This window comes from Variovorax sp. CF079, assembly GCF_900101545.1.
GTDB lineage: Bacteria > Pseudomonadota > Gammaproteobacteria > Burkholderiales > Burkholderiaceae_C > Variovorax.
This window is the reverse complement of sequence record NZ_FMZU01000020.1, coordinates 50,776-71,585: the sequence shown is the minus strand read 5'-3', so window position 1 is coordinate 71,585 and position 20,810 is coordinate 50,776. Positions and strand designations below refer to the sequence as shown.

Genomic DNA, 20,810 nt, shown 5'->3' with positions numbered 1-20,810 from the left:
TCGCGAAGGCGGCGCATGAAAGTCATCGGCTTCGCCGGCTTCTCGGGCGCGGGCAAGACCACGCTGGTCGAACGCCTGATCCCCGTGCTCAAGCTGCACGGCCAGCGCGTTTCGGTGGTCAAGCATGCCCATCACAAGTTCGACATCGACCATCCGGGCAAGGACACCTTCCGGCATCGCGAAGCCGGTGCCTTCGAGGTGGTGGTCGGGTCGGACAAGCGGCTCGCGCTGATCCGCGAGTTCGAGCGGCCGACGCAGCTCAGCGTGCACGACCTGGTGGCCGAGCTCGATGACCGTGTCGACTGGGTGCTGGTTGAAGGCTTCAAGCACAGCGACCTGCTCAAGATCGAGATCTGGCGAGAGCCCGGGGAGGGCGAGGCCGCTCGCCCCGCGCGCTACGTGGAAGACGCGCACATCGTCGCGATCGCGACCGACACGCCGGAACGCCTGCCTACCGCCACCGAGCTGCCGATCTTCGACCTGAATGACGTCGATGGCATCGGCGACTGGCTGCTGCAGAACGCGGGGCGTTTCGAGTACAAGGTGGAACGCCATGGCTGATCCATCCGCACGTCCTCCCCTGATGCCGCTCGACGAAGCGCTCGCGCGCCTGCTCGCGGCCGCCACGCCGCAAGTCGGCATCGAAAGCGTCTCCACCTTCGAGGCCGACGGCCGCGTGCTCGCGCAGGACGTGGTGTCGGCACTCACCGTGCCGCCGCGTGACAACAGCTCGATGGACGGCTACGCGCTGCGCGTAGCCGATTGCGCGGCATCCGGCGCGGTGTTGCGGGTGGCGCAGCGCATTCCGGCCGGCAGCGTGGGCACGCCGCTTGCGGCCGGCACGGCAGCGCGTATCTTCACCGGCGCGCAGATTCCCGAAGGCGCCGACGCGGTCGTGATGCAGGAAGACACGAGCGCGCTGCCCGAGGAGGGCGGCCTCGGAAGCGTGCGCATCGAGACCGTGCCCGCCGCGGGCCGGTGGATTCGCCGCGCCGGCGAAGACGTGGCGGCCGGCGACGTGGTGCTGTCCAGGGGCGAACGCCTCACGCCCGCGGGCCTGGGGCTGGCCGCCAGCGTCGGCCTCGACCGGTTGCAGGTGGCGAAACGCCCGCGCGTCACGCTGCTGTCGACCGGCGACGAACTCGTGATGCCCGGCGAGGTGGCGCCCGAGGCGATGAAGCCGGGCTCGATCTACAACTCCAACCGCTTCTTCATGCGGGCGCTGCTCCAGCGGCTGGGCTGCGAGGTGAACGATCTGGGCATCGTGCCTGACCGGCGCGACGCGACCATCGAGGCCCTGCGCGCCGCGTCGCTTCGCAGCGACGTGATCATCACCACCGGCGGCGTGTCGGTCGGCGAGGAAGACCACATCAAGGCCGCCGTGCAGGCGCTGGGCCAGCTCGACCTGTGGTCGCTCTCGATGAAGCCGGGCAAGCCCTTCGCCTACGGCCGCATCGGCGACGCGCACCTCACCGGGCTGCCCGGCAACCCGGTTTCGAGCTTCCTGACATTCCTGCTGCTCGTGCGCCCGTTCCTGCTCACTCTGCAGGGCGCGACGCGCGTGGCGCCGGCGCCGATCGCGATGCGTGCCGATTTCGACTGGCCGCGCGCCGACCGGCGCCGCGAGTTCCTGCGCGCGCGGCGCAACGCCGCGGGCGGGCTCGACCTGTTCGGCAACCAGAGCTCCGGTGTGCTGACCTCGATGGTCTGGGGCGACGGCGTGATCGACACGCCGGCGGGCCGGCCCTTCAAGGCCGGCGACACCGTGCAGTTCATTCCCTTCGCATCGCTCCTGGCCTGAACATGAAAGTCACGGTGCGCTATTTCGCCTCGGTGCGCGAGGCACTGGGAACCGGCAGCGAGACCGTCGAGACCGGCGCGTCCGATCTGGCCGCGCTGCGCGACGAGTTGATCGCGCGCGGCGAGCCCCATTCAAGCGCGCTGGCTCGCGGCAAGGCCGTGCGCATGGCGCTCGACCAGGTCATGAGCGCCGAGAGCGCTGTGCTGCGCGAAGGCCAGGAAGTGGCCTTCTTCCCGCCGGTCACGGGCGGCTGAGCGCGGCCTGCATCCGGAAGAGGTGCTCGCGCAGCGCGCTGCCGGCCCGCGTCATCGGCGCGCGCAACTCGTCCTGCATCCATCCTTCGTTGGCGAGCACGGCCTTCAACGGTCCGGGGTTCGGTTCGGCGAAGAGCGCTTCGATCAAGGGCAGCAACGGTTGCCATTGCGCGCGCGCTTCGGCCAGCCGGCCTTCGCGCAACAGCTGCGCGACCTGCACGAAACGCGCGGTCTGCAGATGCGCGCTGGCCGCGATGGCGCCCACGCCGCCCTCGGCCAGCGTGCCGAAGAGCTGTGCGTCTTCGCCGGCCAGCACCTGCAGCCGGCCGTCGGCGATCAGCGCCCGCGTCTTGGCCAAGTCGCCGCCACAGTCCTTGATGGCGCGGATGCGCGGGTCGGCCGCCAGCGAGAGCAGCGTCTCGCGTGCGATCGTCGCGCCGGTGCGGTAGGGGATGTCGTAGACCAGGAGCGGCACGGCGCTCGCTTCAGCGATCGCGCCGAACCACGCGAGGAGGCCTGCCTGCGAGGGCCGGATGTAGCTCGGCGCCGGCACCAGCAGCCCGGCCAGCCCGAAGTCGTTCAGCTGGCGCACCCAGTCCAGCGTCTTGCCGAGGTGGTAGCCCGAGATGCCCATGATGCGCGGCAGCGCGGGCGCGGCCTTCGCGACCGTGGCGAGCACGGCCAGCTGTTCGTCGCCGTCGAGCGCCGCTGCCTCGCCGGTCGAGCCGCAGACCACGAAGCCGGCAATGCCGGTGGACGCGAGCCGCTCGGCCAGCGCGGCGAGCGCCGCGTGGTCGACGGTGCCGCCCTTGCGAAACGGCGTCACGAGCGGGATCCAGAGGCCCGAGAAATCAGGGGTGGAAGAAGAGGGGTGCACGCGGATGTCCTTCAGGAATCGACCGATGGAAGAACCACCATCGGATGCGCGCACACGAGAAAACAGCTTCAGCTGGAGCCTTGCAGTTCCGTCGCTCATCCGACGACGGAACCGAAGCTCCGGTCAGACGAGCTCTGGTTTTTTGGCTTTGCCGCCCACGCGCACGCAGGCCATCGCTTCGGGCGAAGCGGGGTGGCGGTGCGGGGCGCGGGAAGGCATCGCCGCAGTCTAGCGCGGTGCCACAATCCGGCCATGGGCAGCCCACGCGTTTTCATTCAAACAGGCGATTTCGACCTCGCGCACGAGATCGCCGCGTTGCGCGGCGACGACAAGCGGGTCGGAGCGGTCTGCAGCTTCATCGGCACCGTGCGTGACCGCAACGATGGGGATGCGGTCGCTTCGATGGAGCTCGAGCACTACCCCGGCATGACCGAGAAATCCATCGAAGCCATGATCGACGAGGCGCATCGCCGCTTCGACATCCTCGGCGCGCGCGTGATCCATCGCGTCGGCCTCTTGCAGCCGCTCGACCAGATCATGATGGTGGCGGTGATCTCGGCCCACCGCGGCCAGAGCTTCCAGGCCTGCGAGTTCCTGATGGACTACCTCAAGACGCAGGCGCCGTTCTGGAAGAAGGAGCAGACGCCCGACGGCGCGCGCTGGGTCGATGCGCGCGTGGACGACGATGCCGCCCTGGCGCGCTGGGGCATCACCGTCAGCAACGCTTGAGTCATGCGGCCGCCGCCGGGCCGCCCCAAGGCGGGCCGCGCCTCCCCCTTTGGGGGGTGGAGTTACACGCCGCAAAGCGGCGTGAAAAGCCGGGGGGCCAACACTATTGAGGGGTGAAGCCGCTGGCCTTGATGATGCCTTCCCAGGTCTGCGTATAGCTCCGCACGCGCCCCGCGAACTGGCCTTGCGGCTCGTAGGCGACCGTCAGGCCCATCGTGGTGAGCTTCTGCTTCACGTCTGGCATGGCCAGCACCTTGGCCAGGGCATCGCCGAAGCGATCGATGACCGGCTGCGGCGTGCCGACGGGCGCGAACACGCCGTAGTAGGGCAGGTCTTCCAGGTTCGCGAAGCCGAGCTCGGTAAAGGTCGGCACCTGCGGCAGCAGCGCCTGGCGCTTGCTGCCGATGGTGGCGACGATGCGCACCTTGCCCGCCCGATGGTTCTCGATGAAGTCGGGCACCGAGGCGATGCCGGCGCTGATCTGGTTGCCCAGCATGTCGGCCGTCATCGGCGCGCTGCCGCGGTAGGGCGCCGACTGCACGTCGATCTTGTACTTGGTGCCGATCATCTTCACCAGGAACTCGGGGATCGAGGCCGGCGCCGGCACGCCGATGGTGTCCTTGCCGCCGCGCTGGGTGCGCACCCATTTGAGGTACTCGTCCAGGTTCTTCGCCGGGGTACCGCCCGATACCGCGAGCACGTTGGCGAAGGTCGCGAAGCCGGCGACCGGCACGAAATCGGTGGCCGGATTGAAGCCCGCGTTCTTCACCACCTGCGGCAGGATCGAAATGCTGTGGTCGTGCGAGAGGAACAGCGTGTGACCGTCCGGTGCGGCGGCCTTGAGGGCCTGCGCGGCGATCTGGCCACCGGCACCGGCGCGGTTCTCGACCACCACCGGCGCGCCCAGCTGGTCCTTGAGCTTCTCGGCCAGCGTGCGGGCGATCGCGTCGCTGCCGGCGCCGGCAGGAAAGCCGACCAGCAGCTTGATCGGCGTGCCCTGCTGCGCCTGCGCGAAGCCAGAGAAGCCCGCAATCGCGGCCAGGAGCCCGAGCGCGAAGACCCGGCGCGGCGCGGAAGCGGCAATCCACCTTGAACAGAACATGAGCAACTCCAGACGATTGAATAAAGAATGAACGAGCGAGCAACACGCGTGCCCGGGTTCGAGGGAAGCTATTCTGAACGAGCGCGCTTCGCTTTCATCGCCGGCGCAGCCGATGCGCCATCGCAATGAAGGCATCCAGCGCCGGGTTGCCGTTGGACGGCCGGAAGGCCAGCCCCAGCGCGTACTTGACCGGTGCGTTGCGCCGCCGCACCTGCAGGTAGACCACGTGCTCGGTCTGCACCGCCTGCATGGCCTGCGGCACCAGCGCGATGCCCAGGCCGCCGCCCACCAGCGCGAGGATGGTCTGCATCTGCGAGGCGACCTGGACGAAGTTCGGTATGAAGCCGCTGTCCTGGCAGGCCGCCATCACCACGCTCTCGAAGCCGGGCCCTTCCTTGAAGGGAAAACCGACGAAAGGCTCCGAGGCCAAGTCGCGCAGCTGCACGCGCTTCTGCTGCGCGAGCGGATGCGTGTCGGGCACCGCCAGCGTGAGCTCCTGGTCGCAGAAGGGCTGGATCCGGAAGTCGCCCGCGTCGTGCAGCGGTGGCACGACGATGCCGACGTCGATGGCGCCGCTCAGGAGCGCCGCCACCTGCTGCGAGGTGGTGTCGCCGGTCAGCACCAGCTTGACGTCGGGGTAGTCCTCGCGAAAGGCGCGCAGGAGCCGCGGCACCACGCCCAGCGCGGCGCTGGGCACGAAGGACAGTCGCAGCGTGCCGAGCTTGCCGGCCGCTGCGCGCTGCGCGATCTCGATCGACAGCTGCGCATGCGCCAGCGTACGCCGCGCTTCGCGCAGGAAGGCCTCGCCGGCCACGGTCAGGCGCACATGGTGGCGGGTGCGGTCCAGCAGGGTTGCGCCTACCTCGGCTTCGAGCCGCTGCACGGCCACGCTCAGAGGCGGCTGCGACACGTGAAGGCGCTCCGCGGCGCGCCGGAAGCTGCGCTCTTCCGCGACCGCGACGAATTGCCGGAGCTGACGAAGGTCCATCGCTGCTTCCAGGATTGGTGATCGCTCCAGCCTATCACCAGCCCCTTCAAACGGTATTGGACGAAGCACCCGCGCTGCCGCAGCATGCGGCTGAAACTGAGAAAGACCACACGATGCAGCCTTCGCTTCTCGAAGAACTCACCCCGGTTCCGAACCCGTATCCCATCAAGTCCGAGATCGAATATCCGGAGGTCTGGCGCCTGTGCGAACAATCGCGCGAACTGGCATGGAATCCGGCCGCGATCGATTTCTCGGACCTCCGCGACGCGGAGCTTCCCGCCGAGGTGCGAGAAGCCGGTGCGGAATGGTGGAGCCTGCGCGCCTGGATGGAGCACGGTGCCATTCCCTACGGCACCGAACGGCTGCGCGACGCCGTGTTCGCGCACCAGCCTTTCGAGATCAAGCAGCACATCGTCAACTTCATCGCGGAGGAGCTGCGCCATCACGAGGCCTCATTCCTCGTCGCGCGCGGGCTGGCTGGCTACCAGGACGAGCCGCGCGCCGACTACTTCAAGGCGGTGATCCCGCGCTTCCACGACGAGCGCGACGAAAAGGCGATGTCCTTCTTCGCGGGGCTCGCGGTCAACACGCTGTTCGAGCAGCTCTCGGGCGAGCTGCTGCAGGCGCGCTACGAGAACGCGCGCTTCAAGTCGATCCGCACCGCCTGCCAGCTGATCCTGCGCGACGAGGCGCGGCACATCCAGTTCGGCCGCATCATCATGCGCAGGTTCTTTGCCGAGCTGTCCGCGGACGAGCGCCGCCTGCTCGGCGAAAAGGTGGCCAAGAAACTGCGCGGCAGCCTGCTCAACGGCGTCTATGCGGTGGTCAACCTGCCTGACGACGAGCGGGTGCGGGCAGGGCGCAACCGGGCGCTGGCGGCCGAGCACGGGTTGGGCGCGACCCATCCCGACCAGGAGATCGCGATCATCCGGCGTGCGCTGGACCGGATCCGCGCCGACGTCGCGCCCTACGGCGTCGAGATACCGGAAGTGCCCGAAGTGGATCGCGCCGCGGTTTCGGCGCATTGAGGACGAAGCCATGAACCGACTGATGGAAACTTTGGGCTGCTGCCTGATGGCGGCCGTCGGCGCGGTCGCGCTCGCGCCGCCGGTTCATGCGCAGGGCGCGTATCCGCAGCGTCCGGTCACGATGGTGGTGCCGTACCCGGCCGGCGGCTCGGCCGACATCCTTGCGCGCACCGTGGGCCAGAAGCTGGCCGAGCGGCTCGGGCAGCCGGTGGTCGTCGACAACCGCGCCGGTGCGGCCACCGCCATCGGCGCCAGGTTCGTCGCGGCTGCCGCAGCCGACGGCTACACGCTGCTGATGGGCACCGTCAGCTCGCAGGCCATCAATCCGGCCATGAACAAGGTCGGCTACGAGCCGGTGAAAGACTTCACGCCGGTTGCGCCGCTGGCCTCCATTCCCTTCGTGCTTGTGGCACATCCGTCCTTCGCCGCCAGGAACGTGGCCGATGTGGTCGCGCAGGCCAAGACCAGACCCGGCGAGCTGAGCTACGCATCGGCCGGGCTCGGAACCTCCAACCACCTGGCCGGCGAGCTGCTGGCCTCGGCCGCCGGCATCAAGCTGCTGCACGTGCCCTACAAGGGCAGCGCTCCCGCGCTCAACGACGTGGTGGCGGGCCATGTGCCGCTGATGTTCGATCTGCAGGCCACGGCCTTGCCCTATGTGCAGTCCGGCAAGCTCAACGCGCTGGCAGTGACCGGCAGGACGCGCAGCGCCTTGTTGCCCGAGGTGCCGACCGTGATCGAGAGCGGGCTCGCGGGCTACGAGGTCACAGCCTGGTTCGGCGTTTTCGCGCCAGCCGGACTGCCGAAGCCGGTGCTCGATCGGCTCAACGCCGAGATCACGGCCGTGCTCAGGATGCCGGACATGCAGAAGCGCCTGCACGAGCTCGGCGCACAGCCCGAAGAGGCCGTGCCCGACGCCTTCGCCGCTTTTGCGCGCAGCGAAGTCGGCAAGTGGTCGGTGGTCGTCAAGAACGCGGGGCTCGCGCAATGACGGAATGATCGAGGGTCCCGAAACCCTGCGCGCGCTGATGGCCGAGATCGGCCCGCGCTGGGCGCTCGATCTCCCAGGGCACAGTCAACGCGTCAAGGACGCCTACGCACCGCTGCTCGCGAGCGCTCCCAAAAAAGGCGTGGCGGTGGCGCGGAACCTGGCCTACGGCACGCACGCACGCCAGGTGCTCGACATTTTTCGCCCGAGCGGCGCGAGGCATGCGCCGGTGGTGGCCTTCGTCCATGGCGGCGCCTTCGTGCGCGGCGACAAGTGCACGAGCGCAGAGCTCTACGACAACGTGCTTCACTGGTTCGCGCGGCAGGGCTTCGTCGGCGTCAATATCGAGTACCGGCTGGCGCCCGAGGCGCCTTACCCCGGCGGTGCGCGCGACGTGGCCCAGGCCACGGCCTGGCTGCATGCACAGGTGGCGGATTACGGAGGCGATCCGTCCCGCATGATGCTGATCGGCCATTCCGCGGGCGGGACGCATGTGGCGAACTACGCATTCGATCCGGATCTGCAGCCGGGCGGATGCCATGCGCGGGCCGTAGTGCTCGTCTCGGCGCGCCTCCAGGCCGACCAATCGCCCGAGAACCCCAATGCGCCGGGCGTCCGTGCCTACTTCGGCGACGACGTTTCGCTCTATGCAGCGCGCTCGCCGATGCGCCTTGCGGGCTTGAGCGACATCCCCGCCTTCATCGTGATCGCCGAGTTCGAGAACCCCCTGCTCGATGTCTACGGGCTCGAATTCGCTCACCGCCTGGCCGACGCGCGCCGGCGCGCACCGCGTTTTCTGCAGATGCGAGGCCATAACCACATGTCCGTCATGGCCCACTTCAACAGCGGCGAAGAGGCGCTGGGGCGCGAGATCATGGACTTCTTTTCCTCGCTGCCTGTTTAGGTGTAGGGTCGTTGCTTTCCGCTTGAATTCGGTGCCGCCCACCCCTACATGCCGGGGAATCGGAGTCATTCATGCGCCAAGACAAACTCACAACCAAATTCCAGGAAGCCCTCGCCGACGCGCAATCGCTCGCTCTCGGCAACGACAACCCCTATATCGAACCGGTCCACCTGCTGGTGGCCATGCTGCGCCAGGACGACGGCCCGCGGGCCTTGCTCGAGCGCGCCGGCGCCAACGTGCCGGGCCTCTTGCAGGCCGCCGAAGCGGCGATCAAGAAGCTGCCGCAGGTGCAGGGCCATGACCAGGTTCAGGTCGGCCCCGAGCTGGGCAAGCTGCTGCAGGCGACCGAGAAGGAAGCCATCAAGCGCAACGACCAGTTCATCGCCGGAGAGCTCTTCCTGCTCGCGCTGGCCGACAGCAAGGCCGAGATCGGCAACCTGGCGCGCAGCCACGGCGTGACGCGCAAATCGGTCGAAGCCGCTATCGATGCTGTTCGGGGCGGGCAGGGCGTGAACAGCGCCGATGCCGAGGGCCAGCGCGAAGCGCTCAAGAAATACTGCCTGGACCTCACCGAGCGCGCTCGCCTCGGCAAGCTCGATCCGGTGATCGGCCGCGACGAGGAAATCCGCCGCGCCATCCAGGTACTGCAACGCCGCACCAAGAACAATCCCGTGCTGATCGGCGAGCCCGGTGTCGGCAAGACCGCCATCGTCGAAGGCCTGGCGCAGCGCATCGTCGCCGGCGAGGTGCCCGAGTCGCTCAAGGGCAAGCGCGTGCTCTCGCTCGACATGGCGGCGCTGCTCGCCGGCGCCAAGTACCGCGGCGAATTCGAGGAGCGCCTGAAGACCGTGCTCAACGAGCTCGCGAAGGACGAGGGCCAGACCATCGTCTTCATCGACGAGCTGCACACCATGGTCGGCGCCGGCAAGGCCGAGGGCGCGATGGACGCCGGCAACATGCTCAAGCCCGCGCTCGCGCGCGGCGAGCTGCATTGCGTGGGCGCCACCACGCTCGACGAATACCGCAAGTACATCGAGAAGGATGCCGCGCTGGAGCGCCGCTTCCAGAAGATCCTGGTGGGCGAGCCCAGCGTGGAGGCGACGGTTGCGATCCTGCGCGGCCTGAAGGAAAAGTACGAGGTGCACCACGGCGTCGACATCACCGACCCGGCGATCGTCGCCGCGGCGGAGCTGTCCGACCGCTATGTCACCGATCGCTTCCTGCCCGACAAGGCCATCGACCTGATCGACGAGGCCGCGGCCAAGATCAAGATCGAGATGGACTCCAAGCCCGAGGTGATGGACCGGCTCGATCGCCGCCTGATCCAGCTGCAGATCGAGCGCGAGGCCGTGCGGCGCGAAAAGGACGAGGCCTCGCAGAAGCGCCTGGCGCTGATCGAAGGCGAGATCGAGCGCCTGCAGAAGGAAATCGCGGATCTCGACGAGATCTGGCAGGCCGAGAAGGCGCAGGCCCAGGGCAGCGCACAGATCCGCGAGGAGATCGACAAGATCAAGTTCCAGATCGCCGAGTTCACCAGCAAGGGCGACTTCAACAAGGTCGCCGAGCTGCAGTACGGCAAGCTGCCGGGCCTGGAGAAACGCCTGAAGGAAGCGCAGGACACCGAGGCCAACAAGGGCAAGTCCAGCGCGCCCACGCTGCTGCGCACGCAAGTCGGCGCCGAGGAGATCGCCGAAGTCGTGGCGCGCGCCACCGGCATTCCGGTGGCCAAGCTCATGCAAGGCGAGCGCGACAAGCTGCTCATGATGGAAGAGAAGCTGCACCAGCGCGTGGTCGGCCAGGACGAGGCCATCGGCGCGGTCGCCAACGCGATTCGCCGCTCGCGCTCGGGCCTCGCGGACCCGAACCGCCCGACCGGCTCCTTCCTGTTCCTCGGCCCCACGGGCGTGGGCAAGACCGAGCTGTGCAAGGCGCTCGCGGGCTTCCTGTTCGACAGCGAAGACCACCTGATCCGCGTCGACATGAGCGAGTTCATGGAGAAGCATTCGGTCGCGCGCCTGATCGGCGCGCCGCCCGGCTACGTGGGCTACGAGGAGGGCGGCCACCTGACCGAAGCGGTGCGCCGCAAGCCTTACAGCGTGCTCCTGCTCGACGAGGTCGAGAAGGCGCATCCTGACGTCTTCAACATCCTGCTGCAGGTGCTTGACGACGGCCGCCTGACCGACGGCCAGGGCCGCACCGTGAACTTCAAGAACACGGTGATCGTGATGACCAGCAACATCGGCTCGCCGATCATCCAGGCGATGGTGGGCCGGCCGAACGAAGAGATCAAGGACGCGGTCTGGGACGAGCTGAAGAACTACTTCCGCCCCGAGTTCCTGAACCGCATCGACGAGACCGTGGTGTTCCATGCGCTCGACGCCAAGAATATCGAGGCGATCGCGGCCATCCAGCTCAAGGTGCTGCAGGAGCGCCTGGTCAAGATGGACCTCGGGCTCGAGGTGTCGCCGGCGGCGCTGGCGGAGATCGCCAAGGTCGGCTTCGACCCGGTGTTCGGCGCCCGGCCGCTCAAGCGCGCCATCCAGCAGCGCATCGAGAACCCGCTCTCGAAGCTGCTGCTCGACGGCAGCTTCGGGCCGAAGGATACGATCGTCGTCACCACCGACCCGATCCAGGCGCCGGGGCAGTTCAGCTTCCGCAAGGCCGGGGAACAAAGCCTGGAGGCCGTGGCCTAACTTCGATGCTCAACTTACTTTTGCGCCTCGTTCTTTTCTTCTTGGGCCTCTTGTTCGCGGCCAGCCTCGCAGTTGCCGTGCTGCTGTTGGCGGCGGTCTGGGGCCTGCGCTATGGCTGGGCGCGTCTCACGGGGCAGCCGGTCCAGCCGTGGGTGATGCGCTTCGATCCACGCCACGGCTTCGATCGCTTTCGGGCTGCAGCGCGCCCGGCCGAGCCCACCGCGGCCGACGTGGCTGCGGCGCGAGCGCGCGGCGAAGCCGCCGACAGCCCCGTTCGCCTGCGCGATCCGGGCCGTGTGACGGACGTGGAAGCCCGTCCGGTGTCGCGCGGCGAGTAGAACCCCCCATCGTCCGCACTGCGGCGGGTCGCCTAGACTGCGCCCATGAACGTGCGTTTTCTCGAGGCCTTCGTCTGGGTTGCCAAGCTCGGCAGCTTCAAGGCGGCTGCCGACAAGATGCACACCACGCAGGCCGGCATCTCCAGCCGCATCGCCACGCTGGAGCAGCAGTTCGGCGTCAAGCTCTTCGACCGCGAGCACCGCGGCGTCATGCTCACCTACCACGGCACCGAGCTCATGCCCTATGCGGAACGCATGATCGAGATGCAGGCACGCATGATCGGTGCCATGGGCCAGGCCGATGCCTTCTCCGGCATGCTGCGCATCGGCGTGATCGAGACGGTGGTCCATACCTGGCTGCCCGACTTGCTGTCGCGCTTTGCCGAGCGCTACCCCAACGCCACGCTTGAGCTCGACTCGGACATCACGCCGCACCTGCGCGACGACCTGCTGCGCGGCACGCTGGACTGCGCCATCCTCTCCGAGGAGATCACGCCGGGCTTCATCGACAACCGGCGCATGGTGAACTTCGCGATGCGCTGGGTCGCGAGCCCGAGCCTGGCGCTGAAGCTGCCGGCGCGCAAGCTGCTGTCCTTTGCCGACATCGCCGAGCAGCCCATCATTTCCTTCCATCGCGAGTCGGGCGTCTACCGCAACATCGCACAGGGCGCGAGCGGCTGCGCCAATCTGCGCGTGAGCTACTTCTCGTCGCTGGGCGCCATGGTCGACCTCGCGCGCACGGGCTTCGGCACGGCTTTGCTGCCGCTCGCCGTGATCCAGGAAGACTTGCGCCTCGGGCGCCTCGTCGTGCTCGACGTCGACCCCTTGCCGATCCCGCTGCCGCTGGTTGCCAGCATGCGGCTGGAACCCGCCTCGCCGCTGGCCGAGGCGCTGGTCAACATGGCCCAGGCGGCCTGCGACCAGTTCGTCGCCAACAGCCGCGACGACGTGCTCGCGCCCTAGAGTCTGCCCTCATTCGGTACACCGCGCGCCCGTTGCTGGGGCGGCGGCATGCGCCAGGGCCGTGCATCAGAAAATCCTATCGGCCTCCAAAAAAATTTCCCGTTTGACGGGGCAGGGGTGCGCGACAACACTGCGCGCCATGCACAAGGCCATGTCAAGCAAATTACATCGCGAGTTCTTCGCGATCCGGCTCGATGCGGCATCGACCGCCTGGGTGCCGGTGCCTTCTTCCGCCGGTCGCATCGAGGAACTGGTGCTCGCCGACAACCTCGACGCGGCGGCCCGCACCGGCTCGCGCACGCGGCTCGCACGCTGGGCCGCCGGCGCGCTGATCGACCGGCCGGTGATCCATGACTTCCACGAGGAGGTCTTCATCGTCGAAGGCGAACTCGTGGTCGGCTGCAATGCCGAAGGGCAGGGTGGCGAAGCCTTCGGCCCCTACACCTTCGCCTGCCGCCCGCCGGGCGTCTGGCACGGCCCCTTCGCGTCGCCGGCGGGCTGCGTGATGCTCGAATTCCAGTACTACGGGTGAGGCAGCCGTCCGGCCTGCCGCTCCCCCTTCCTCGTTCCATTTCTCTTTGTTTCCCTCCAGGAGTTCCTGATGAAGCGTTCCCTGCCTCCTCTTGCATGCCTCGCAGCCGCCGCGATGCTGGCTGCCGTGTCTGCCTTCGCCCAGGTGCCCGCCGGCCCGAAGATCGCCGTGCAGGCCATTACCCAGGTGGCGCCCAACCTGCCGCAGTACACCAAGGTCGACCAGCCGCTGCTGCGCGACGGCATGGCCAAGGCCACCAACGGACGCGTGGAAGTCACGCTCTCGTCCTGGCCCGAACGCAACGTCAACGGCCCCGAAGTGCTGCGCCTGGTGCGCTCGGGCCAGGTCGACATCGCCGCCGCGCCGCTGACTACCGTGTCGGGCGACGTGCCCATGCTCGACGGCGTGGACCTGGCCGGCATGAACGCCGACATCGCGCAGGCCCGCAAGGTGGCCGATGCGATGGTGCCGGTGGCCAACAAGGAACTCGAACGCCTGGGCATCAAGCTGGTCGCGACCTATCCCTTCTCGGGCCAGATGCTGTTCTGCCGCAAGCCGGTGGCGAGCCTCGCGGACCTGAAGGGCCTGAAAGTGCGGACCAACGGTCCCTCGGCGGCCGACCTCATGAAGGGCCTGGGCGCGCAGCCGGTGTCGCTGGCCTTCGGCGAGGTCTACACCGCGCTGGAGCGCGGCACGGTCGATTGCGGCATCACCGGCGCGGGGTCGGGCAACGGTGTGAAGTGGCCCGAGGTCACGACGCACCTCTACACGTTGCCGCTTTCGTGGTCCACCTCGGGCTACTTCGTCAACCTGGCCTGGTGGAATAAGCTCGATCCGGCCGTGCGCGCGCAGTTCGAGAAGACGATGTCCGAAGTGCAGGAGGCGCAGTGGAAGCTCGGTGTCGAAGCCACCAACGACGGCATCGCCTGCAATGTCGGCCGCGCGGCCGATTGCAAGCTGCACACGCTGGTCAAGAAGCCGATGGTGGAGGGCAAGCCGCAGGGCGACGTGAGCGCCACCCTCAAGAAGCAGCTCGCCGATGACGTGCTGCCCGGCTGGATCAAGCGCTGCGGCGAACGCTGCGTGGCGGTCTACAACGACGTGATCGCGCCGATCACCGGCATCAAGTACGCCGCGAGCCGCTGATGTTCCGCGCGCTCGAATGGGTCAGCGGCAAGGCGATGACCATCGCCGGCTGGTGCTACCTGGTCATCACGGTGCTGATCTGCTTCGACATCGGGGCGCGGCGCCTGCTGGGCTTCTCGACCGAGGCGACAACCGAAGTGACCGGCTATCTGATGGCCATCGGCATGAGCTGGGGCCTGGCCGGCACGCTGTTCGAGCGCGGCCATGTGCGCATCGACGTGCTGGTGCAGAAGCTGCCGCTGAAGATGCGCGTGTGGCTGCACCTCGCTTCGCTGCTCGCGCTGCTGGTCGCCACCGGCTTCTTCGCCTGGGGCGCGTTCTCGCTCGCCAAGGACTCGTGGGACTTCGGCGCCACCGACTTGTCGGCGCTGCACACGCCGCTGGCGATTCCGCAGGGCTTGTGGGCCGCGGGCCTGGCGCTGCTGCTCCTGGCCGGTTTGGCCATCGCGGCGCGCGCGCTGCGCCAGCTGGCGATCGGCGATGCCGATGCGATGGACCGCATGCTGATGGCGCGCACCTACATCGACGAAGCCGCCGAAACGCTCGAGGCCGTGGCCGAAGCGCAGCAGGGCATGCAGCCCGTCGCCGCCGCAGGAGCCACCCGATGATCGCCATCGTCTTCATCGTCGCGATCGGCCTCCTGATCGGCGGCGCTTCCTTGTTCGGCGTGCAGGGCCATGCCGCCGCCGTGGCCTCGGCCGGCGTGCCCTGGTGGGCGCTGGCCGCGGTGCTGCTCGCCTTCGTCGGCTTCTTCGCGGGCGGGATCTATGTCGGCGCCGCGCTGGCCGTGCTCTCGCTGCTGGCGGGTTTCGGCCTGTCGGACCGGCCGTTCTGGAACTTCATCGGCGAAATGATCTGGGGGCCCTCGACCAACTTCGTGCTGGTGTCGGTCCCGCTCTTCCTGCTGATGGGAGAGATCATGCTGCGCGCCGGGCTCTCCGAGCGGCTCTACCGCGCGCTCAACATCTGGATGGGCCGACTGCCCGGCGGCCTGCTGCACACCAACGTCATGGCCTGCGGCGTGTTCTCGGCGGTGGCCGGCTCCAGCGTGGCGACGGCCGCGACCATGGGTTCGGTCGCGCTGCCGTATTTCGAGAAGAGCCACTACCCCCCGAAGCTGGTGCTGGGCTCGCTGGCGGCCGGTGGTGCCTTGGGCAACCTGATCCCGCCGGGCATCACCTTCATCATCTACGGGCTGATCACCGAGACCTCGGTGGGTGCGCTCTACCTCGCTGCGGTGGGGCCGAGCATCCTGGTGGTGCTGCTGTTCACGGCGGTGATCCTCTACTACAGCTTCAAGCTCGAGCTGCACGGCGACGCGGCTTCCAAGGCCATCACCTGGAAGCATCGCATCGCGAGCCTGTCGGACCTGGTGCCGACGGCCCTGCTGATCGCACTAGTGCTCGGCACCATCTACGCCGGCTGGGCCACGCCCACCGAATCGGCCGCGCTGGGCGTGGCCGGCAGCGTGGTGCTGGCGCTGGCAGACCGCAAGCTGACGTGGAAGATGATGGCGGAATCGATGCGCGCCACCGCGCGCACCACCTCGATGATCGCGCTGATCCTGTTCGGCGCCTACTTCCTCAACTACATCCTCTCCTCGCTGGGCATTCCGCAGATGCTGGCGAAGTTCCTCACGGGGCTGCCCTTTCCGGGCTGGGTGATCATGCTGGTGATCATCGGCTTCTACCTCGCGCTGGGCACCTTCATGGAAGGCATGTCGATGGTGATCACCACCATCCCGCTGCTCTTTCCGGTGGTGACGGCGCTGGGCTACGACCCGGTGTGGTTCGGCGTGGTGATCACCATGCTGGTCGAGATCGCGATGATCAGCCCGCCCGACGGCACCGTGCTCTACGTGCTGCAGGGCATGCGACGGCAGCCCGGGCCGATCACCGACGTGTTCTCCGGCGTTCTGCCTTTCATGGGCGTCTACATGCTCGCGATCATCGTGCTGATGGTGTTCCCCGCCATCGCGCTGTGGCTGCCGGGCGTGCTTATTTAGGACTTTCATTCATGCCATCGAAGCTTCATTTCGCCTGCGAGTCGGTCGCTGCCGACGGCACGCGCTCCGCGCAACTGATCGCCAGCGCGCCGCAACGCCTGGTGGTCGCGGGCTGGACCGGCCGCGACGCCGCCGCCATCGCACACCACATCGAGGAGCTGGAGGCCATCGGCGTGCCGCGTCCCTCGGGCGTGCCGCTCTACTACCGCGTCGGCGCCAACCTTCTGACGCAGGCGCCCGCGATCGAGGCGCTCGGCGAGCAGAGTTCCGGCGAGGCCGAGCCGGTGCTGTTCTTCGCGCGCGGCGAATGGTGGCTCAGCGTCGGCTCGGACCACACCGACCGCAAGGTGGAGGGCTACTCGGTCGCGGTCTCCAAGCAGATGTGCGCCAAGCCGGTGGCCACGGCCGCATGGCGCTGGGCCGACGTGGCCCACTACCAGGACGAACTGCAGCTGCGCTCGCGCATCCTCGAGGATGGGAAGTGGGTGAGCTACCAGCAGGGCAGCCTGGCGGCGATCCGGCCGCTCGCTTCGCTGCGCGACGGCATTTTCGAAGACAGCGAAGAGGGATGCTTCATGACCTGCGGCACGCTGGGCGCGCTGCCAAACGCACGCGGCGAGGGCATCCGGCCTGCGCCCGAAATGGAGATCGAGATCCACGATCCGCGCCTGAAGCGCAGCATCGTGCATCGCTATGCGGTCCAGCCGCTGCCGGTGGTGGCGTGATGAGTGGCGAGACGATCGCCGCGCTGCGCAGCCGCATGGCGCGCGACGAACTCTCGCACGAGCATCTCGTCGCCCAGGCGCTGGAAGGCGCCGCGGCCTCGGGTGCGCAGCATGTGTTCACGCAGCTGTATGCCGAGGCCGCGCTGGCCGCGGCGCGCCATGCCGATGCGGCGCTGCGCGCGGGCGTCGCGCTGCCTGCGCTCGCCGGCCTGCCGGTGTCGGTCAAGGATCTCTACGACGTGGCCGGGGAGACCACCATGGCCGGCTCCATCGTCTGCCGCGACGAGCTGCCGGCTGTGGCCGACGCGCCGGCCGTGGCGCGGCTGCGCGCGAACGGCGCCGCCATCGTCGGCAAGACCAACATGACGGAGTTCGCCTTCTCGGGCGTGGGCATCAATCCGCACCACGGCACGCCGCGCAATCCGGCGGACGCCGCGGTGGCGCGCATCCCGGGCGGCTCCTCCTCGGGCGCCGCCGTGTCGGTGGCGCTGGGGCTGGCGGTCGCCGGCCTGGGCTCGGACACCGGCGGCTCGATCCGCATTCCGGCCGCGCTCTGCGGGCTGGTCGGCTTCAAGAGCACGCAGGCGCGCACGCCGCGCACCGGCGCGCTGGAGCTGTCGCGCACGCTCGACACGGTCTGCGCGATGGCGCGCAGCGTGGAGGACTGCCTGCGGGTCGACACCGTCATCGCCGATGCGCCGCTGGCCGTGCGGCAACGGCCGCTCGCGGGCATGCGCTTCGCCGTGCCGCAGACGCTGATGTTCGACGGCATCGAGCCCGCGGTGGCCAGCGCCTTCGACCGTGCGCTGAAGATCCTGTCTGCGGCCGGCGCTCTGATTGTCGACATCGGGTTGCCGGACCTGGCCGAGATCGCGCAGCTCAACGCGCCCGGCGGCTTCTCGGCGGTCGAGGCGCATGCGGTGCATCGCGAGCGCCTGGCGCAGGCGCGCGAGCGATTCGACCCGCGCGTGGCCGCGCGCATCGCGACCGGTGCCACGGCGAGCGCGGCAGACTACATCGCGATGCAGGACAAGCGCCGCGCCTGGATCGCGCGCACCGAGCGCGCGCTCGAAGGCTTCGATGCGCTGCTGTGCCCGACGGTGCCCATCGTCGCGCCGCCGATCGACGAACTGGTGCGCTCGGACGAGGCTTTCTTCAAGGCCAACGGCCTGCTGCTGCGCAACACCTTCGCGATCAACTACCTGGACGGCTGCGCCTTCAGCCTGCCTTGCCACCGCGCGGGCGAATTGCCGGTGGGACTCATGCTCTCCTCGGTGCAGGGCGACGATGCGCGGCTGGCCGCGGTGGCGCTGGCGGTGGAGGCGGCGCTGAAGTAGCGTCTATCGACGCTTCTCGTACGTGCCCACCAGCTCCGCCTGTGCGAGCACGTGTCCCTTCATCGCCTTCTCGAGCGCGGCCTTGTCCGGGCGCTCGAGTTCCGGCAGCACGGCGTCGAGCGCGTAGAGCTTGTGGAAGTAGCGGTGGCGGCCGATGGGCGGGCAAGGCCCGCCATAGCCCGTGCGGCCCCAGTCGTTGACGCCCTCGCGCGTGCCCGCCGGCAATGCCGCCGTCTTGACCGCTTCGGGAAGCTCGCCGGCCTCCGCGCCGATGTTGTAGAGCACCCAGTGGACCCATGTCATCTTGGGCGCCGCCGGATCGGGCGCATCCGGGTCGTCGACGATGAGCGCGAAGCTCAGGGTCGCCGCGGGTGCGCCGCTCCACGCCAGCGGCGGCGACACGTCCTTGCCTTCGCAGGTGTGGATGGGCGGTATCGCGCCGTCCGGTGCGAACGCGGTGGAAGTGAGGGTCAGGCTCATGGAGGTCTCCTTTATGATGGCAGTGATTGCGCTGCCCGCACCGGGATGCGCCGCCGGCCGAAGCCGTGGCTGAAGGCGCCGAAGCGGCCTGCGATCGGCGTGCCGCAGTGCGGGCATTCGCCGCGCGCATCGAGTTCGCAGCCCAGCACGAGATACCAGTCGCGGCGCACCAGCGGCGCGCGGCAATGCGGGCACCAGGTCGTCCCGCCTTCCACGTCGTGGACATTGCCGGTGTAGACATGGTTCAGCCCGTTGGCGAGCGCGATGGAGCGGGCGCGCGTCAGCGTGGCAGGCGGCGTCGGCAGCACGTCCATCATCTTGTAGTCCGGATGGAAGGCGGTGAAGTGCAGCGGCACGTCCGGCCCGAGGTGCTCGGCGATCCAGCGGCTCATCGCCTCGATCTCGGCATCGCTGTCGTTGTGGCCGGGGATCAAGAGCGTCGTGATCTCGAACCAGCAGCTCGTCTCGTGGCGCAGGTACTGCAGGGTGTCGAGCACCGGCGCGAGGTGGGCGCCGGTCTGCTGGAAATAGAAGGCTTCGGTGAAGCCCTTGAGGTCGACATTGGCCGCGTCCATCCTGGCGTAGAACTCGCGCCGCGGCGCGGCGTGCATGTAGCCCGCGGTCACGGCGACGCTGAACAGGCCCAGCGCATGGCAGGCATCGGCGGTGTCCATCGCGTACTCGGCGAAGATCACCGGGTCGTTGTAGGTGAAGGCCACGCTCAGGGCGCCGCGCTGGCGCGCCAGCTCGGCGATGCGCTGCGGCGATGCGGCATCCATCAGCCGGTCCATCTCGCGGCTCTTGGAGATGTCCCAGTTCTGGCAGAACTTGCATGCCAGGTTGCAGCCGGCGGTGCCGAAGGAGAGCACGCTGGAGCCGGGATGGAAATGGTTCAGCGGCTTCTTCTCGATCGGGTCGAGGCAGAAGCCCGAGCTGCGCCCGTAGGTCGTCAGCACCATTTCGTCGCCGACACGCTGGCGCACGAAGCACATCCCGCGCTGGCCTTCGTGCAGCCGGCAGTCGCGCGGACACAGGTCGCACTGGATGCGCCCGTCGTCCAACCTGTGCCACCAGCGCCCGGGATGGCTCGCGCTCATGATGCCGGCGCCTCGAACGCGATCGCCGCGTAGCCGACCACGCGGCGGCGGTCTCCCGCGGTATCGCCGGAATTGCGCAGGTCCAGCAGGCGCGGCTGCAGGCGGTGGCTGCGTGCCGCCTGCAGCGCACCGTTGATCGCCCGTGCGCCGCAAGCCTCTTCGGGAACCAGGGCGCCGTCGAAGGCGAGGATGCGCTGCACCGTCGCGCGGTCGCGCGCCTGGGCCTGCGCGTACGGCAGGTAGTGCGACAGGTCGGAGCTGACGACGATCAGCGTTTCGTCTTCGCCCCACAGCCGTTCCAGAATCTGCGCGACCTCGGAGGGACTTGCGTTGCCGACGAGCAGGGGGACCAACGCGAAGTCGTTCAGCACCGTCTGCAGGAACGGCAGTTGCACCTCCAGCGAATGCTCGAAGGCGTGAGGCCAGTCGTCGTGCACGACCTGCGGCGGGCTGCCGAGCAGGGCCAGGGACGCATGTTCCAGTGCGATGCGACCGAGCGGCGTATCGAAGGCGTCCGCTTCTGGTGCCGCCAGCGCGCGCACCGCGCAGCGATGGGCCGGACCGAGCAGCACGACGCGCGTGATCCGCTCGCGCCATGGTGCGAGCAGGGCATAGGCTTGTGCCGCGACGGCGCCGGAATACACATAGCCGGCGTGCGGAACGATCAGCAGCTTCGGTGGCTTCGTGGACTCGGCGACAGCGCTGCCGGCAGCGGCGAGGCAATCGCCGACCTCGCGCTGCAGCTGCAGCGCATCGCCGGGGTAGAAGGTCCCCGCGACCGCGGCGGGACGAACGGCAGGCACGGCATCACACCTCCTGCGAT

22 protein-coding genes are annotated in these 20,810 nt (G+C 68.5%); 16 read left to right on the top strand and 6 right to left on the bottom strand.

Annotated features, from left to right (window positions below):
- Positions 1–15: 15 nt before the first annotated feature.
- From mobB to moaD, 3 genes are read left to right on the top strand one after another with little or no spacing between them, the layout of a single operon-like run.
- The gene (gene mobB, locus BLS74_RS24815; RefSeq protein ID WP_093109816.1) at positions 16–561 is read left to right on the top strand and encodes a molybdopterin-guanine dinucleotide biosynthesis protein B; all 546 of its coding nucleotides are present in this window, start codon (positions 16–18) and stop codon (positions 559–561) included.
- A complete protein-coding gene (glp, locus tag BLS74_RS24810; protein ID WP_244503990.1) occupies positions 554–1,801 on the top strand; it encodes a molybdopterin molybdotransferase MoeA in 1,248 nt (415 codons plus the stop codon). Before mobB ends, glp begins: the two co-directional genes overlap by 8 nt.
- Positions 1,802–1,803: 2 nt before the next feature.
- A complete protein-coding gene (moaD, locus tag BLS74_RS24805) occupies positions 1,804–2,055 on the top strand; it encodes a molybdopterin converting factor subunit 1 (protein WP_093109814.1) in 252 nt (83 codons plus the stop codon).
- Here the strand turns inward: moaD and dapA are convergent.
- Positions 2,042–3,031: a 4-hydroxy-tetrahydrodipicolinate synthase gene (gene dapA, locus BLS74_RS24800; protein ID WP_093109813.1), complete on the bottom strand. Its 990-nt coding sequence runs from the start codon at positions 3,029–3,031 to the stop codon at positions 2,042–2,044. The two genes, moaD and dapA, sit on opposite strands and share 14 nt — an antisense overlap.
- 153 nt (positions 3,032–3,184) lie before the next feature.
- Here dapA and BLS74_RS24795 point away from each other — a divergent pair, with 153 nt between their 5' ends.
- Complete coding sequence (locus tag BLS74_RS24795; protein WP_093109812.1) at positions 3,185–3,661, top strand: molybdenum cofactor biosynthesis protein MoaE; 477 nt, start codon at positions 3,185–3,187, stop codon at positions 3,659–3,661.
- A 103-nt stretch (positions 3,662–3,764) separates the two neighbouring features.
- On the opposite strand, the gene BLS74_RS24790 is transcribed toward BLS74_RS24795, so the two are convergent.
- The gene (locus BLS74_RS24790; protein ID WP_093109811.1) at positions 3,765–4,763 is read right to left on the bottom strand and encodes a Bug family tripartite tricarboxylate transporter substrate binding protein; all 999 of its coding nucleotides are present in this window, start codon (positions 4,761–4,763) and stop codon (positions 3,765–3,767) included.
- A gap of 94 nt (positions 4,764–4,857) precedes the next feature.
- Positions 4,858–5,751 (bottom strand): LysR family transcriptional regulator, encoded by an 894-nt coding sequence (locus BLS74_RS24785; protein ID WP_093109810.1) that lies wholly within the window; start codon positions 5,749–5,751, stop codon positions 4,858–4,860.
- 113 nt (positions 5,752–5,864) lie between these two features.
- Between BLS74_RS24785 and BLS74_RS24780 the strand changes: the two genes are divergently transcribed.
- The 12 genes from BLS74_RS24780 (at position 5,865) to BLS74_RS24725 (ending at position 18,410) form a co-directional block, all read left to right on the top strand.
- Complete coding sequence (locus tag BLS74_RS24780; RefSeq protein ID WP_093109904.1) at positions 5,865–6,779, top strand: ferritin family protein; 915 nt, start codon at positions 5,865–5,867, stop codon at positions 6,777–6,779.
- A gap of 10 nt (positions 6,780–6,789) precedes the next feature.
- Positions 6,790–7,770 (top strand): Bug family tripartite tricarboxylate transporter substrate binding protein, encoded by a 981-nt coding sequence (locus tag BLS74_RS24775; protein ID WP_244503989.1) that lies wholly within the window; start codon positions 6,790–6,792, stop codon positions 7,768–7,770.
- Positions 7,771–7,774: 4 nt separating this feature from the next.
- A complete protein-coding gene (locus BLS74_RS24770) occupies positions 7,775–8,671 on the top strand; it encodes an alpha/beta hydrolase (RefSeq protein WP_093109809.1) in 897 nt (298 codons plus the stop codon).
- A gap of 71 nt (positions 8,672–8,742) precedes the next feature.
- Positions 8,743–11,364 carry an ATP-dependent chaperone ClpB gene (gene clpB / locus BLS74_RS24765; protein WP_093109808.1) on the top strand — a complete coding sequence of 874 codons (2,622 nt, stop codon included), beginning with the start codon at positions 8,743–8,745 and terminating at the stop codon, positions 11,362–11,364.
- Between the two features lie 5 nt (positions 11,365–11,369).
- Entirely contained in the window at positions 11,370–11,702 is a 333-nt protein-coding gene (locus BLS74_RS24760) for a hypothetical protein (protein WP_093109807.1), read from the top strand.
- 45 nt (positions 11,703–11,747) lie between these two features.
- Complete coding sequence (locus tag BLS74_RS24755) at positions 11,748–12,665, top strand: LysR family transcriptional regulator (RefSeq protein WP_093109806.1); 918 nt, start codon at positions 11,748–11,750, stop codon at positions 12,663–12,665.
- A gap of 151 nt (positions 12,666–12,816) precedes the next feature.
- Entirely contained in the window at positions 12,817–13,197 is a 381-nt protein-coding gene (locus BLS74_RS24750; protein ID WP_244503988.1) for a cupin domain-containing protein, read from the top strand.
- Between the two features lie 69 nt (positions 13,198–13,266).
- The gene (locus BLS74_RS24745) at positions 13,267–14,343 is read left to right on the top strand and encodes a TRAP transporter substrate-binding protein (protein WP_093109804.1); all 1,077 of its coding nucleotides are present in this window, start codon (positions 13,267–13,269) and stop codon (positions 14,341–14,343) included.
- The gene (locus BLS74_RS24740) at positions 14,343–14,951 is read left to right on the top strand and encodes a TRAP transporter small permease subunit (protein WP_093109803.1); all 609 of its coding nucleotides are present in this window, start codon (positions 14,343–14,345) and stop codon (positions 14,949–14,951) included. Before BLS74_RS24745 ends, BLS74_RS24740 begins: the two co-directional genes overlap by 1 nt.
- A complete protein-coding gene (locus BLS74_RS24735; RefSeq protein WP_093109802.1) occupies positions 14,948–16,348 on the top strand; it encodes a TRAP transporter large permease in 1,401 nt (466 codons plus the stop codon). Before BLS74_RS24740 ends, BLS74_RS24735 begins: the two co-directional genes overlap by 4 nt.
- An 11-nt stretch (positions 16,349–16,359) precedes the next feature.
- Positions 16,360–17,073 carry a DUF2848 domain-containing protein gene (locus tag BLS74_RS24730; RefSeq protein WP_093109801.1) on the top strand — a complete coding sequence of 238 codons (714 nt, stop codon included), beginning with the start codon at positions 16,360–16,362 and terminating at the stop codon, positions 17,071–17,073.
- Positions 17,073–18,410, top strand: coding sequence for an amidase (locus tag BLS74_RS24725; protein WP_093109800.1), 1,338 nt, complete (start codon positions 17,073–17,075; stop codon positions 18,408–18,410). Before BLS74_RS24730 ends, BLS74_RS24725 begins: the two co-directional genes overlap by 1 nt.
- A gap of 3 nt (positions 18,411–18,413) precedes the next feature.
- On the opposite strand, the gene BLS74_RS24720 is transcribed toward BLS74_RS24725, so the two are convergent.
- From BLS74_RS24720 to amrB, 3 genes are read right to left on the bottom strand one after another with little or no spacing between them, the layout of a single operon-like run.
- Positions 18,414–18,890 (bottom strand): YbhB/YbcL family Raf kinase inhibitor-like protein, encoded by a 477-nt coding sequence (locus BLS74_RS24720; protein WP_093109799.1) that lies wholly within the window; start codon positions 18,888–18,890, stop codon positions 18,414–18,416.
- 11 nt (positions 18,891–18,901) lie between these two features.
- A complete protein-coding gene (gene amrS, locus BLS74_RS24715) occupies positions 18,902–19,987 on the bottom strand; it encodes an AmmeMemoRadiSam system radical SAM enzyme (RefSeq protein ID WP_093109798.1) in 1,086 nt (361 codons plus the stop codon).
- On the bottom strand, positions 19,984–20,790 hold the full coding sequence (gene amrB / locus BLS74_RS24710; protein WP_093109797.1) for an AmmeMemoRadiSam system protein B: 807 nt from the start codon (positions 20,788–20,790) through the stop codon (positions 19,984–19,986). Before amrB ends, amrS begins: the two co-directional genes overlap by 4 nt.
- Between the last annotated feature and the right edge of the window lie 20 nt (positions 20,791–20,810).

What these genes read in the sequence shown, in the direction of transcription:
- BLS74_RS24785 (WP_093109810.1), bottom strand. Translation starts at nt 5,751, where the DNA reads ATGGACCTTCGTCAGCTCCGGCAATTCGTCGCGGTCGCGGAAGAGCGC.
- BLS74_RS24730 (WP_093109801.1), top strand. Translation starts at nt 16,360, where the DNA reads ATGCCATCGAAGCTTCATTTCGCCTGCGAGTCGGTCGCTGCCGACGGC.
- amrS (WP_093109798.1), bottom strand. Translation starts at nt 19,987, where the DNA reads ATGAGCGCGAGCCATCCCGGGCGCTGGTGGCACAGGTTGGACGACGGG.
- BLS74_RS24725 (WP_093109800.1), top strand. Translation starts at nt 17,073, where the DNA reads ATGAGTGGCGAGACGATCGCCGCGCTGCGCAGCCGCATGGCGCGCGAC.
- clpB (WP_093109808.1), top strand. Translation starts at nt 8,743, where the DNA reads ATGCGCCAAGACAAACTCACAACCAAATTCCAGGAAGCCCTCGCCGAC.
- BLS74_RS24780 (WP_093109904.1), top strand. Translation starts at nt 5,865, where the DNA reads ATGCAGCCTTCGCTTCTCGAAGAACTCACCCCGGTTCCGAACCCGTAT.
- BLS74_RS24750 (WP_244503988.1), top strand. Translation starts at nt 12,817, where the DNA reads ATGTCAAGCAAATTACATCGCGAGTTCTTCGCGATCCGGCTCGATGCG.
- BLS74_RS24775 (WP_244503989.1), top strand. Translation starts at nt 6,790, where the DNA reads ATGAACCGACTGATGGAAACTTTGGGCTGCTGCCTGATGGCGGCCGTC.
- BLS74_RS24760 (WP_093109807.1), top strand. Translation starts at nt 11,370, where the DNA reads ATGCTCAACTTACTTTTGCGCCTCGTTCTTTTCTTCTTGGGCCTCTTG.
- BLS74_RS24755 (WP_093109806.1), top strand. Translation starts at nt 11,748, where the DNA reads ATGAACGTGCGTTTTCTCGAGGCCTTCGTCTGGGTTGCCAAGCTCGGC.
- BLS74_RS24740 (WP_093109803.1), top strand. Translation starts at nt 14,343, where the DNA reads ATGTTCCGCGCGCTCGAATGGGTCAGCGGCAAGGCGATGACCATCGCC.
- moaD (WP_093109814.1), top strand. Translation starts at nt 1,804, where the DNA reads ATGAAAGTCACGGTGCGCTATTTCGCCTCGGTGCGCGAGGCACTGGGA.
- BLS74_RS24720 (WP_093109799.1), bottom strand. Translation starts at nt 18,890, where the DNA reads ATGAGCCTGACCCTCACTTCCACCGCGTTCGCACCGGACGGCGCGATA.
- BLS74_RS24770 (WP_093109809.1), top strand. Translation starts at nt 7,775, where the DNA reads ATGATCGAGGGTCCCGAAACCCTGCGCGCGCTGATGGCCGAGATCGGC.
- dapA (WP_093109813.1), bottom strand. Translation starts at nt 3,031, where the DNA reads ATGAGCGACGGAACTGCAAGGCTCCAGCTGAAGCTGTTTTCTCGTGTG.
- BLS74_RS24745 (WP_093109804.1), top strand. Translation starts at nt 13,267, where the DNA reads ATGAAGCGTTCCCTGCCTCCTCTTGCATGCCTCGCAGCCGCCGCGATG.
- BLS74_RS24735 (WP_093109802.1), top strand. Translation starts at nt 14,948, where the DNA reads ATGATCGCCATCGTCTTCATCGTCGCGATCGGCCTCCTGATCGGCGGC.
- BLS74_RS24790 (WP_093109811.1), bottom strand. Translation starts at nt 4,763, where the DNA reads ATGTTCTGTTCAAGGTGGATTGCCGCTTCCGCGCCGCGCCGGGTCTTC.
- glp (WP_244503990.1), top strand. Translation starts at nt 554, where the DNA reads ATGGCTGATCCATCCGCACGTCCTCCCCTGATGCCGCTCGACGAAGCG.
- mobB (WP_093109816.1), top strand. Translation starts at nt 16, where the DNA reads ATGAAAGTCATCGGCTTCGCCGGCTTCTCGGGCGCGGGCAAGACCACG.
- BLS74_RS24795 (WP_093109812.1), top strand. Translation starts at nt 3,185, where the DNA reads ATGGGCAGCCCACGCGTTTTCATTCAAACAGGCGATTTCGACCTCGCG.